This is a genomic window from Pseudomonas sp. R5-89-07 (assembly GCF_003851685.1).
Lineage (GTDB): Bacteria > Pseudomonadota > Gammaproteobacteria > Pseudomonadales > Pseudomonadaceae > Aquipseudomonas.
In genome coordinates this window covers 4,404,983-4,417,424 of record NZ_CP027727.1, presented here as the reverse complement: position 1 = coordinate 4,417,424, position 12,442 = coordinate 4,404,983, and the positions used below count along the sequence as shown (strand labels likewise).

At 60.6% G+C, this 12,442-nt stretch carries 10 protein-coding genes; 4 read left to right on the top strand and 6 right to left on the bottom strand.

Going from position 1 to position 12,442, the window contains the following annotated elements; genetic code table 11:
• Positions 1-84: 84 nt before the first annotated feature.
• The 5 genes from C4J94_RS20090 to C4J94_RS20070 are packed head-to-tail and all read right to left on the bottom strand — an operon-like array spanning position 85 to position 5,569.
• A complete protein-coding gene (locus C4J94_RS20090) occupies positions 85-816 on the bottom strand; it encodes an alanyl-tRNA editing protein (RefSeq protein WP_124387741.1) in 732 nt (243 codons plus the stop codon).
• A 2-nt stretch (positions 817-818) separates the two neighbouring features.
• Positions 819-1,811, bottom strand: coding sequence for a serine O-acetyltransferase (locus C4J94_RS20085; protein ID WP_124387740.1), 993 nt, complete (start codon positions 1,809-1,811; stop codon positions 819-821).
• Between the two features lie 37 nt (positions 1,812-1,848).
• A complete protein-coding gene (locus C4J94_RS20080) occupies positions 1,849-2,763 on the bottom strand; it encodes a PLP-dependent cysteine synthase family protein (RefSeq protein ID WP_124387739.1) in 915 nt (304 codons plus the stop codon).
• 14 nt (positions 2,764-2,777) lie between these two features.
• Positions 2,778-4,640, bottom strand: coding sequence for a molybdopterin-synthase adenylyltransferase MoeB (gene moeB / locus C4J94_RS20075; protein WP_124387738.1), 1,863 nt, complete (start codon positions 4,638-4,640; stop codon positions 2,778-2,780).
• Between the two features lie 35 nt (positions 4,641-4,675).
• Positions 4,676-5,569 carry a DMT family transporter gene (locus C4J94_RS20070; protein ID WP_164485620.1) on the bottom strand — a complete coding sequence of 298 codons (894 nt, stop codon included), beginning with the start codon at positions 5,567-5,569 and terminating at the stop codon, positions 4,676-4,678.
• Positions 5,570-5,729: 160 nt separating this feature from the next.
• On the opposite strand from C4J94_RS20070, the gene C4J94_RS20065 reads away from it, so the two are divergent.
• The gene (locus C4J94_RS20065) at positions 5,730-7,154 is read left to right on the top strand and encodes a PLP-dependent aminotransferase family protein (protein ID WP_124387736.1); all 1,425 of its coding nucleotides are present in this window, start codon (positions 5,730-5,732) and stop codon (positions 7,152-7,154) included.
• Between the two features lie 81 nt (positions 7,155-7,235).
• Here C4J94_RS20065 and C4J94_RS20060 read toward each other — a convergent pair whose 3' ends face one another.
• Positions 7,236-8,054, bottom strand: a complete 819-nt coding sequence (locus C4J94_RS20060; RefSeq protein ID WP_003193298.1) for a pyruvate, water dikinase regulatory protein — start codon at positions 8,052-8,054, stop codon at positions 7,236-7,238.
• Positions 8,055-8,232: 178 nt separating this feature from the next.
• Between C4J94_RS20060 and ppsA the strand changes: the two genes are divergently transcribed.
• From ppsA to rraA, 3 genes are all read left to right on the top strand, one after another.
• Positions 8,233-10,608: a phosphoenolpyruvate synthase gene (ppsA, locus tag C4J94_RS20055; RefSeq protein ID WP_124387735.1), complete on the top strand. Its 2,376-nt coding sequence runs from the start codon at positions 8,233-8,235 to the stop codon at positions 10,606-10,608.
• 106 nt (positions 10,609-10,714) lie between these two features.
• Positions 10,715-11,704: an alpha/beta fold hydrolase gene (locus C4J94_RS20050; RefSeq protein WP_124387734.1), complete on the top strand. Its 990-nt coding sequence runs from the start codon at positions 10,715-10,717 to the stop codon at positions 11,702-11,704.
• Between the two features lie 228 nt (positions 11,705-11,932).
• Positions 11,933-12,424, top strand: a complete 492-nt coding sequence (gene rraA, locus C4J94_RS20045; protein ID WP_124387733.1) for a ribonuclease E activity regulator RraA — start codon at positions 11,933-11,935, stop codon at positions 12,422-12,424.
• The last annotated feature ends 18 nt before the right edge of the window (positions 12,425-12,442 follow it).

Sequence of the window (12,442 nt, the reverse complement as noted above, 5' to 3'; positions counted from 1 at the left end):
GATAGCTGAGTGTCAGCCAACAGATTCATTGACTGGTCCACCGCGATCGGGGGCAAGCCCCCTCCCACATTTTCTTGCTTGTGTTCAGCCTTCAAACCGCAAAATCACCCTACGGTTGTGCTTGCTCTTTTTCTCGATCTTCTCGCAGAACACCTGGCCGATTTCCTCGGTATTGAGCACGTGGGTACCGCCGCAAGGCTGGATGTCGATGCCCGGAATTTCGATCACCCGTACCGAACCCTGGATGATCGGCGGCGCAACGGCCTGGGTGCGGGTGATCTGCAGCAGGGTCGAGTATTCGGTGGCCGGCATCGACAGGGTCTGCACGGCGTGAGCCTGTTCGATCAGGGCGTTGAGGTCGCGGGTGATGCTGTCTTTGTCCAAGGTCATTTCCGGCAGGTCGAAGTCCAGGCGGCCCTTGTCCGCGCTGATGCTGCAGCCTGTGACGGGCGCGTCGATGATGGAACACAGCAAATGCAGGCAGGTGTGCATCTTCATATGCTGGTAGCGGCGCTCCCAGTCCAGGCCGGCGTCTACCTGAACACCGGCGGTCAGTTGCGCCGGGCAATGCTCCACCTGGTGCCAGATGATCGAGCGCAGCACCGGATCGCGCACGGTGCCGGTGACCACCACGCGCGTGCCATCGGCCAGGGTAAGGTGGCCGGTGTCACCCGGTTGCCCGCCGCCGGTGGGGTAGAACAGCGTGTGCTCCAGGGCGACGCCTTGCTCGCCGACGGCAATCACCCGAGCGCTGAAGGCATTTTGATAAGGAGCGCTGTCGAACAGCGCCAGGGTTTCCATGGTATGCACGGACATGTTCAACCTCCGACGATCAGTGGGCTGGCTTGCAAAAGGTGACGCACCATCGCACTCAAGCCAGGGGGGGAGAGCAGGGTGATTTCGAACTCCGGCCCGCAGACTTTCAGGTTCAGCGGCAGGCGCGGCAGTTGTTCGCCGATGTCGAGGCGGCGCAGGCGAAACTGCAGGTGATGACGCTCCTTCACCGTGGGTTCGAGCAGCAGCCCTGGCAGCGGATGAAAATCGGCGTCCAGCACCGTTACCTTATGGCCGGCATCCACCTCGCCGACCACATGCAAGCGCTCATCCAGGGCGAACGCGCCGAGGTAGTTGCTGTGATCCGATTCATTGTTTTTCTGCAGCTGGATCTGGTTGACCACCTTGACCTTGGTGCCCGCCGGCACGTCCTGGGTAATGACGCAGGAGGGGCTGATAAACACGTTGTCACCGATCTGCACATAACCCAGCACCCGCGCGCCGGAGCCGACTTCGACATTGTTGCCCAGGCGTGGATGGCGCTTGCCGTCCGGGTTGTTGGCGATGCCGCGAGCGCCGAGGGTGACGCCACAGAGGATGTAGCAGTCATTACCGATCTCGCAGGTTTCGCCGATGACCGTGCCGTAGCCGTGGTCCAGCACAAAGCGCCGGCCAATGCGCGCCGCCGGGTGAATCTCGGCCCCGGAAAGAATCTTGCCCTGGTTGCTGAGCTTGAGGGCCATGCGCGTAAAGACGCCGTGCGCGGGCTCCGGAAAATGCCACACCTGGTGCGCAAGCCGGTAGAACAACACCGCCTTGAACGACGCGTAGGACTCCAGGATCAACTCGCCACGCCCGCGTGACGCCGGGTCGCGATAGGCGTAGGCGATCAAGTCCTCGGCGACCGCCTGGGCGGTGTCCTGGATCAGCGGCGCCAGGTGCGGTTCCAGCTGTTTCATCTGCGCAGGCGTCAGGGTTTGGATGAGGTGGGTCAGCAACTCATCGTGCAGCTGTTGCATGTCGATAAAGCCTCCCATGGAGGCACCCCCGCATTCTGATGGGTTGGGTAACCGGTTATTCGAAACTGGGCAGGTAGCTGTCGGCATTGTCGTAGACCATGGTCAGCACCACCGTTTCGGGCGGCAGCTCCGGGGCGAGTTGGGCGATGGCAACCATGTTGGCGGCCGAGGACAGGCCCAGGCTGATGGCGTCGGTGCGCATGATGCGTTTGATCATGTCCAGGCACGCCGAGTGCGACACCTTGAGCATTCCGTCCAGTACGTCCAGATTGAGAATGCTCGGGATCAGGCCGATCGACAGGCCCTGGATCGCGTGCGAGGCGTGCTGGTCCTTGAGCAGGTCGCATTCCTCCGGCTCCACGCCCATCACGCGGATCGCCGGCCAGGCAGCCTTGAGGGTTTCGCCGATACCGGTGATATGCCCACCGGTGCCGATGCCGCTGACGAAGTAGTCCACCTGCCGCTCACCGAAGGCACGAATGATTTCCGGCGCGGTGGTGTCGCGGTGGGTTTGCGGGTTGGCGCCGTTGCGTTGCTGGTTGAGCATTACGTAGTTGGGGTTTTCCAACTGCAGCTCCATGCACTTTTCGCCGTGGGAATTGTTACCGAGGCGGCTGTCCGACAGTACAACCCTGGCGCCGTACAGGCGCAGCAGTTTCTGCTTTTCGGGGCTGTAGTTGTCCGGAATCACTAGCACCACTTTGTAGCCGAGCACGTTGCCGGCCATCACCAGGCCGATGCCGGTATTGCCACCGCTGGGCTCGATGATGGTTTGCCCGGAGTCGCGCATCAGCACGCCTCGGCGTTCGGCGTCGAGGATCATGCCCAGGGCGATGCGCGCCTTGTGGCTGCCGCCCGGGTTGAGGGATTCCAGCTTGGCGTAGACCTCGATACCGAGGTCTTCGGAAAACTGCGCCAGGCGTACGATCGGGGTATGGCCGATCACGTCGAGAATGGAGTTATGCAGCATCAGTCGGCCCCCGCTCAGTACAGTGGCATGTCAGGTTCGACGTCGCGCACCCAGTGTTTCATGCCGCCCTGCAGGACTTTGGTATTGGCAAAGCCTGCCGCCAGCAAGGTGCTGGCAGCCTGCTCGGCACGGGTGCCGGCATAGCAGATCAGGTAATGGGTGTTGTCGCGGCTCAGGCTGGCGAGCTGCCCGTCCAGCTCGGCCAGGGGGATGTGCACCACGCCCGGCAATTTGCACACTTCCAGTTCGCTGGCGTCGCGTACGTCGAGCAAGACGTCGGCGCTGCGGTGGCTGTCGATCACTTGCTTGAGCACGCGGGGCTCGATGTAGCGCTCTTCGGCCAGGGACGGCTGGCTCGGCACGGCATCGGCGCATACCGTTGGTGCGGCGGTTTCGCCGTGGCGCCGTTCCGAGCAGCACGGGCAGTCGGTGCGGCGCTTGAAGCGGATTTCGCTGAATTTCATGGCCAGCGCATCGAAGCGCATCAAGCGGCCGGACAAGGGCTCGCCAATGCCAATGAGCAACTTGATCGCCTCGGTCGCCTGGATCATCCCCACCACACCCGGTAACACGCCGATGACCCCGCCGGCGCTGCAGTTGGGCGCCAGCTCTGCGGGCGGGGCCTTGGGAAACAGGCAGCGGTAGCACGGCCCGCCTTGATAGTTGAGCACACTGATCTGCCCGTCGAAGCGGTAGATGGCGCCATACACCAGGGGTTTGCCCAACTGCACGCAGGCGTCGTTGACCAGGTAGCGGGTGTCGAAATTATCCGTGCCGTCGATCACCAGGTCGTAGGCGCCCACCAGCTCCAGGGCGTTGTCGGCAGTGAGCGCCGTGTTGTGCGCATTGATCTGGATGTGGCGGTTGAGGTCCTGCAGGCGTTGCTTGGCCGACTCCACTTTGGGCATGCCCAGGGTGCTGTTGCCGTGGACGATCTGGCGTTGCAGGTTGCTGCTTTCCACCACGTCGAAATCCACCAGGCCCAGGGTGCCGATGCCGGCCGCCGCGAGGTAAAGACTGATGGGCGAGCCCAGGCCACCGGTGCCGATGATCAGCACCTTGGCTTTTTTCAGGTTCAACTGGCCTTCACGGCCGACACCGGGCAGCGTGATGTGGCGCACGTAGCGTTGCACCTCTTCGTTGCTCAAGGTATCGACGTCGATACCGCCGGAGGTGGCCAGCAGCACTTCGATCCGGGCTTGTTTGGGCAGTGAATCGTCGGGCTCGATCAGCTCCTCCTCGGCGGTGTACAGGAAGTGCTCCTTGAGCTGGTTGTTCTTCTCGTGAAACAGATGCTGGCGCAACTGTGGGTGACTGTCGCAGAGGTTTTCAATGACTTCGCGCAATGTCGATCCGGCGCCCTCGAGGGTCGATTCCGGCAGCTTGGCCACGCGAACCAGAATGTCGGGGAAAGAGACAGCGTTCATGGACAACTCCGTGTGCAGGTCGTTGAAAGGTTGAAGGGCGAAATGTTTGCCATCCCAGGCAAACAGCTTTGAACCCAGGGCCTGGCCTTGGCGAACATCCACCACCAGATAACTGACGGGGTAGATCGGCTCGCCCAGGAACAGCGCCTTGTCCTGGTCTTCATCGCTGAAATAGGCACCGACATCCGGGTGCGAGTGGTAGATCACCACCACCGGGTTGTCGCTGCGAAACGCCTTGTTCATCAACAAGGTATCGGCGACTGAAAAGGTGTAGCCGCTCGCCGCGCTGCGCGGGTACATCTGCGGGTTCTTGTGGTGCAACTCGTTCTGGATATTGCTGCCCAGGTACACACTGCCGTCGGCGAAGATGAAGCCACAGCATTCCTCGGGATAGCTGCGGCTGGCGTGGGCGTAGATCTGTTCCAGGGCTTCGGGGCGGAGCACTTCCATGTTTCTCTCGCGTCGCTGGGTAAGGGGCGGGGGGCTCAATTTTTCTTGGCCAGCAGTTTTTCGATCGGCAGCTTGGTGATCGCAAAGCCGGCCAGCAGGATCGCCGAGTACAGCATCAGGTCACGGGAAATTTCCACGCCCTCGTACCAGGCGCCGATGATGACCGCGAACACCGGAAAGATGATGAACACGAACGACAGGATGATTGGGCTCAGGCGCTTGAGCAGCATGAAATACACAATGAAGCCGCCTACCGACGCCACCAGCCCGAGGTAGAACAACGCGCTCCAGGAGCGCAGGGTGATGTCGTCGAAGGTCGGGGTTTCAAACCACAAGCCGGCCACGAACAGCATCAGCCCGGCAATGCCGATGGGCAGGGTGTTGTAGGTGATGACACTGATGGCGCTGCCTTTTTGCTTGGTAATCACGTAGCACAAGGCGTGCATGATCGCTGCGGTGAGAATCGCCAGTACCCCGAAGAACTCGGCATGGTCCAGGTGCAGGCCCTGGCTCTTGATGATCATGTAGAGGCTGCCGAAACCGATACCGATGCCGACCACCTGAGAGAAGTAGATGCGCTCACGCAGGAAAAGCGCGGAAAAGATCAGGATGAACACCGGCATGCAGCTGAACAGCAGGGCCGTCAGGCCGGACGAGACATGCATCTCGCCGTAATTGAGCAGGTAATAGGGGATGCTGAAGTAGGACAGGGTCACGAACACGAAGAACCAGCGACTTTCCCGTGGAAACACAATCCGCTCGCGGCGCACCAGGGCAAAACACAGGAATAACGGGAATGCGATCAGGAAGCGCAGGCCGGCGGAGGTCAGTGGTGGCACGCTTTCCACCGCGATCTTGATGCCCAGCCAGGTAGTGCCCCAGCTCAGGCACACGATCAGGAACATGACACTGGTGATCAAGCCGGCCAGCCACTGTTTCCGGCTGTTGGTTTTTGCGGTGTTTTCAAGAACGGCGGACATTGGCATCGTTTATTGCTTCCCTGAGCCGGAATTGAACTCTATATTGAACTTGTTATAAGTGATTCAATCCGGTGATTGAACCCGCAAAAGCACACTATTAGGGCGAATGATGACTGTCAAAACAAATATTGACATGGTGTCAATTATGCGTGAGGGGTTGTCCAACGGTCAGGGCGTGAAGTACAAGCGCCTGTCCGATGTCATGGAAAGGGGCATCCTCGAAGGTACGATTGAACCGGGAAGAAAACTGCCGCCCCATCGGGTGCTTTCCGACAATCTGGGTGTCACTATCGGCACCATCAGCCGGGCCTACGGTGAGCTGGAGCGTTTAGGGTTGGTGGTGGCGCGTGTGGGTGACGGCACCTTCGTGCGCAAGCGTGGGATGGAGCGCCAGCGTGATGAAGGCTTTCGCAACTTCAGCGAGGAGCCGCGCCAGTACTTCGATATGAGCCGCAACATGCATATCCCCGGGCAGGAAACGGTGTTCCTTGCCCAGAGCTTCCAAACCCTGTCGACCAACGGCAAATTCCTTCAGGACATCAGCGCCTACACCCCGGATGCAGGCCTGCCGCGCTATCGTGCAGCCGGTGCGCAATGGCTGGTGCAGCGCGACTTCCATCCGATTCCCGAGCAGGTGATCTGCGTCAATGGCGGCCAGCACGGCCTGCTCTGCGCAATGATGGCGTTGCTGCGCGCCGGCGACACGGTGGTTACCGAGCAACTGACCTATCCGGGGCTGATCACTGCCGCGCGCATGCTGGGTGTGCGGCTGATCGGGCTGGAAATGGATGACGAAGGTGTGCTGCCGGGCGCGCTGGATGAAGTCTGTCGAAATCACCGGGTTTCGGCGCTTTACTGCACACCAACCATCCAGAACCCTACGACGGCGGTGTTATCGGTGGCGCGTCGGGAGGCTCTGGTCAAGGTCTGTCGCGAGCATAATTTGCTGATTCTAGAGGACGAGGCCCACGGCGTATTGGTGGAGGACCGCCCGCCACCGCTGAGCGCCTTTGCGCCCGAGCGCACGATTCTGATCAGCAGCCTGAGCAAGGCGGTGTCGGCTGGGCTACGAGTCGGGTATGTGCATGCACCTCCAGCGCTGGTCAGCCGCGTCTCGGCGGCGTTGCGCTCGACCTGCTGGATGGCCACCCCTGTGACCCTTGAGCTGGCGACCCAGTGGATCGAGAACGGCACGGCGGAATACCTGCTGCGCCAGCAGATCAACGAGATCAGCCGGCGCAAGGCATTGGTCGAAGGCTTACTGACAGGCCTGGTCTACCGTACCCACCTTAATAGCCCACACTTCTGGATCGAAGTCCCGGAGCCATGGCGCGCGTCGGAAATCGAGGCGGAACTCAAGCAGAACAATTACCTGATCGCCACCGCCGAGGCGTTCGCCGTGGGGCAGACGGCGGTGCCGCAGTTTATCCGGGCAAGTATCTGCAATACCTCGGGGGATGACCAACTGCTGCGCGAGGGGTTCGATGCACTGGCGACGGCGCTGGGGCAGGGTGGCGGCCGGTTTCACCTGTAGGTTACTAAGCTTCAAGCTTCAAGCTTCAAGCTTCAAGCTATAAGCTGGCTTGCCGCTTGCCGCTTGAGGCTGGCACTCGCCTCACTTGAACCGCCGCTCCACACCTTTCTCCACCAGAATCTTCGCTGAAATTTCTTCCACCGAAAAATGCGTGGAATTGATGTGCGCAATATTCTCGCGGCGGAACAGATTTTCCACTTCGCGCACTTCGAACTCGCACTGGGCGTAACTCGAATAGCGGCTGTTGGGCTTGCGTTCATTGCGGATCGCCGTGAGCCGGTCCGGGTCGATGGTCAGGCCGAACAGCTTGTGCGAATGCGCGCGCAGGGCGGCTGGCAGCGTCAGGTGTTCCATGTCGTCTTCGGTCAGCGGGTAGTTGGCCGCGCGGATACCGAATTGCATAGCCATGTACAGGCAGGTCGGCGTCTTGCCGCAGCGCGACACGCCGACCAGGATCAGGTCGGCCTTGTCATAGTAGTGCGTGCGGGCGCCGTCGTCGTTATCGAGGGCGAAGTTCACCGCCTCGATACGCTCCATGTAGTTGGAATTATGACCAATGGAGTGGGACTTTCCGACGGAGTAAGAGGAATGTTCGCTCAGCTCCTGTTCCAATGGCGCCAGGAACGTGGAGAAAATATCGATCATGAAACCATTCGACGTTGCGAGAATCTCACGAATGTCCTGGTTGACGATGGTGTCGAAAATGATCGGGCGAAAGCCGTCTTTTTCGGCCGCCAGATTGATTTGTTGTACCATGGCCCGCGCTTTATCCACGCTGTCTATATAAGGCCGTGTGAATTTGGCGAAGGTAATGTTTTCGAACTGCGCGAGCAGGCTCTGGCCCAGTGTTTCGGCCGTGATGCCGGTGCCATCGGAAATAAAGAAAGCAGATCGTTTCATTTGAGCCCTGGGCCTTAAGCTGATGGCGAATCTTGGATATGATAGGCGCGATTTTGCCGTCCCGCAGTGGGCCGCATTCTCACTTATTTTCCAGGTCCAGGCCACAAGCGCTGGCGTTTGCTCCTACTGAGCAACCCGCGTCCTGAGCTTTTCCAACACAGAAAGTGGAGAGATCACCTTGGTAGAGTACGTAGTTTCCCTCGATAAGCTCGGCGTCCATGATGTAGAGCATGTGGGGGGCAAGAACGCATCCCTCGGCGAGATGATCAGTAATCTTGCAGGCGCTGGTGTCTCGGTGCCCGGTGGTTTCGCCACCACGGCCCAGGCTTACCGCGATTTCCTCGAGCTGAGTGGCCTCAACGCCCAGATCCACGCCGCGCTGGACGCCCTGGACGTCGATGACGTCAATGCCCTGGCCCGGACCGGCGCCCAGATCCGCCAATGGATCATGGAAGCCGAGTTCCCCGAAAAGCTCAACGAAGAAATCCGCACCGCCTTCGCCACCCTGTCCGCCGGTAACCCGGATATGGCCGTCGCCGTGCGCTCCTCGGCCACCGCTGAAGACCTGCCGGATGCCTCTTTCGCCGGCCAACAAGAAACCTTCCTCAATATCCGCGGCGTTGAAAACGTGATCCGCGCGGCCAAGGAAGTGTTTGCCTCACTGTTCAACGACCGCGCCATTTCCTACCGCGTACACCAGGGTTTCGACCACAAGCTGGTGGCCTTGTCTGCCGGTGTACAGCGCATGGTGCGTTCGGAAACCGGCACCGCCGGCGTGATGTTCACCCTCGATACCGAATCGGGCTTCCGTGACGTGGTGTTTATCACCGGCGCCTACGGCCTGGGCGAAACCGTCGTACAAGGCGCGGTGAACCCGGACGAATTCTATGTGCACAAGCACACCCTTGAGGCCGGCCGCCCGGCCATCCTGCGCCGCAACCTGGGCAGCAAGGCGATCAAGATGATCTACGGCGACGAGGCCAAGGCCGGTCGTTCCGTTAAAACGGTGGACGTCGACAAGGCCGAGCGCGCGCGTTTCTGCCTGACCGACGCTGAAGTCAGCGAGCTGGCCAAGCAAGCGATGATCATCGAAAAGCACTACAAGTGCCCGATGGACATCGAGTGGGCCAAAGACGGTGACGACGGCAAGCTGTACATCGTGCAGGCCCGCCCCGAAACCGTGAAGAGCCGCACCTCGGCCAACGTCATGGAGCGCTACCTGCTCAAGGAAACCGGCACTGTGCTGGTGGAAGGCCGTGCCATCGGCCAGCGCATCGGCGCCGGCAAGGTACGCATCATCAAGGACGTGTCCGAAATGGACAAAGTCCAGCCAGGTGACGTGCTGGTGTCCGACATGACCGACCCGGACTGGGAACCGGTGATGAAGCGCGCCAGCGCCATCGTGACCAACCGTGGCGGGCGCACCTGCCACGCGGCCATCATTGCCCGTGAGCTGGGGATTCCTGCCGTGGTCGGTTGCGGCAACGCCACGCAGTTGTTGAAAGACGGCCAGGGTGTGACCGTGTCCTGCGCCGAAGGCGACACCGGGTTCATCTTCGAAGGTGAGCTGGGTTTCGACATCAAGCAGAACTCCATCGACGCCATGCCGGACCTGCCGTTCAAGATCATGATGAACGTCGGCAACCCGGACCGCGCTTTCGACTTCGCGCAGTTGCCGAACGCCGGCGTGGGCCTGGCCCGCCTGGAGTTCATCATCAACCGCATGATCGGCGTGCACCCCAAGGCCCTGTTGAACTACGACGGCCTGCCGCTGGACATCAAGGAAAGCGTCGACAAGCGCATCGCCGGCTACAACGACCCGGTGGGCTTCTATGTCGAGAAGCTGGTGGAAGGCATCAGCACCCTGGCGGCGGCGTTCTACCCGAAAAAGGTCATCGTGCGCCTGTCGGACTTCAAGTCCAATGAATACGCCAACCTGATCGGCGGCAAGCTCTACGAGCCCGAAGAAGAAAACCCGATGCTGGGTTTCCGTGGCGCCTCGCGTTACATCAGCGAAGCGTTCCGTGACTGCTTCGAACTCGAATGCCGCGCCCTCAAGCGCGTGCGCAACGAGATGGGGCTGACCAACGTCGAGATCATGGTGCCGTTCGTGCGCACCCTGGGCGAGGCGAGCCAGGTGGTCGACCTGCTGGCCGAAAACGGTTTGACGCGCGGCGAGAACGGCCTGCGGGTCATCATGATGTGCGAGCTGCCGTCCAACGCCATCCTGGCTGAAGAGTTCCTGGAGTTCTTTGACGGTTTCTCCATCGGCTCCAACGACCTGACCCAACTGACCCTGGGCCTGGATCGCGACTCCGGAATCATCGCTCACCTGTTCGACGAGCGAAATCCTGCGGTCAAGAAGCTGCTGGCCAACGCCATCCAGGCCTGCAACAAGGCCGGCAAGTACATCGGTATCTGCGGCCAAGGCCCTTCCGATCACCCAGACCTGGCTAAATGGCTGATGGAGCAGGGTATCGAAAGCGTCTCGCTGAACCCCGATTCCGTGCTTGAAACCTGGTTCTTCCTCGCCGAAGGCCAAGCGTCGGCGTAACATCGCTACGTCAAAAGTGCCGGTCACTCGCTTAGGGTGGCCGGCATTCTTATCTGTACAGGGCGGAATTCCTACCGGACGCCGCCCTTTTTTGTGCAAGAACCTTATGCAAAGCAGCAGCAACCTGTTTCCTGTCGCCCTGATCAGCGCTGAACGTCGTGGCGACCTGAGTGAAGATGTGTACCGTCTCAAGCCCTGTAACAGCCCCGACGGTACCGTCGAGCTGGCGGTTACCCGGTTGGGCCTGGCCGATGTCCCGGAAAACCGGGGCACGCCGGTTATTTTCCTGCATGGCAGTTTTTCCAATCGGCGCTTCTGGTATTCGCCCAAGGGTATCGGCCTGGGGGCTCACCTGGCACGCCGGGGATTCGATGTGTGGATCCCGGAAATGCGCGGCCATGGCCTGTCCAAGCGCAACCATGACTACGCTCGCAACCGTGTCGCCGACTACGCTCGGTACGATTTGCCAGCCATTGGCGCGTTTGTGCACGAGCAAAGCGGGCAGGCCCCGCATTGGGTCGGCCATTCCCTCGGTGCCACAACGTTGGCGGCAGCGCTGGGCGGGCAATACCTGAACGCGCAGTCAGTGGCGTCGGCGGCGTTATTCGGCTGCCAGGTCAGCCGCACCCATTGGCCGTTGAAAATTCCACCGGTGGAGTGGGGCGCTCGGCTGGTTTTGAAGCGTCTTGCCCAGGTGTCCGGCCCACGCTTCAAGCGCGGCCCCGAGGACGAGCCGGCCGGTGTGATGATCGAAGCCATGCGCTGGAATGGCCTGTTCGGCCGCTTCGGCGATGCCGAGCGTGATTGGTGGAAAGGCCTGGCAGAGGTCGACGTGCCGCTGTTGGTGGTCAGCGCAGCGGGCGACCAGCAAGATCCGGACTGGGCGTGCCGCAAGCTGTTCGAGCAGGTCGGCAGTGAGCATCGACAGTACCTGTGCCTGGGGCGTCGACAGGGGTTTACCGATGACTTCGGGCATGTACAAATGCTGGTCAGCAAAGCCGCACAGGCCGAAGTCTGGCCTTTGGTGGAGCGTTGGTTGAAAGACCCGCTGACACCTTTGTTCGGTACACGGCCCGAGGTGGCTGCCGCAGTTTGACGAAGCGCTCTACCAAGGGCGTTTCACTCTTGAGTGGTTGCGGCTAAGATATGACGCATCAGGCGCTTCTGGTCATATTCAGTCGCGTAACCGCTATTGCGTTACGCTCAAGTGAGTCTGATCATGGCCGCCGTCGCTTGCCAGCCCTTAAAGAATGACGGCTGCAAGACGTTTTCTGATGCACACCGTGGGCTGTTCGACCTCTTCTTTGACGACAGGAGTTTCTCGATGAACCATTACGTGACCCCAGACCTGTGTGACGCTTACCCGGAGCTGGTACAGGTGGTCGAGCCGATGTTCAGCAACTTCGGTGGCCGAGACTCCTTTGGTGGCGAAATTGTCACCATCAAATGCTTCGAAGATAACTCCCTGGTCAAGCAACAGGCCGACCAGCCGGGCGCCGGTAAGGTATTGGTAGTCGATGGCGGTGGTTCGCTACGGCGTGCATTGCTGGGTGACCTGATCGCCGAGAAAGCCGCGAAAAACGGCTGGGAAGGCATGGTGATCTACGGTTGCATCCGCGATGTCGATGTCATTGCCCAGACCGACTTGGGCGTGCAGGCCCTGGCTTCCCACCCGATGAAAACCGACAAGCGCGGCCTGGGTGACCTGAACGTGGTGGTGACCTTTGCGGGCGTGACGTTCCGCCCGGGTGAATACGTGTATGCCGATAACAACGGTGTGATCGTTTCGCCCAGCCCACTAAAAATGCCTGAATAAATAGCGGTAGTCGAAAGG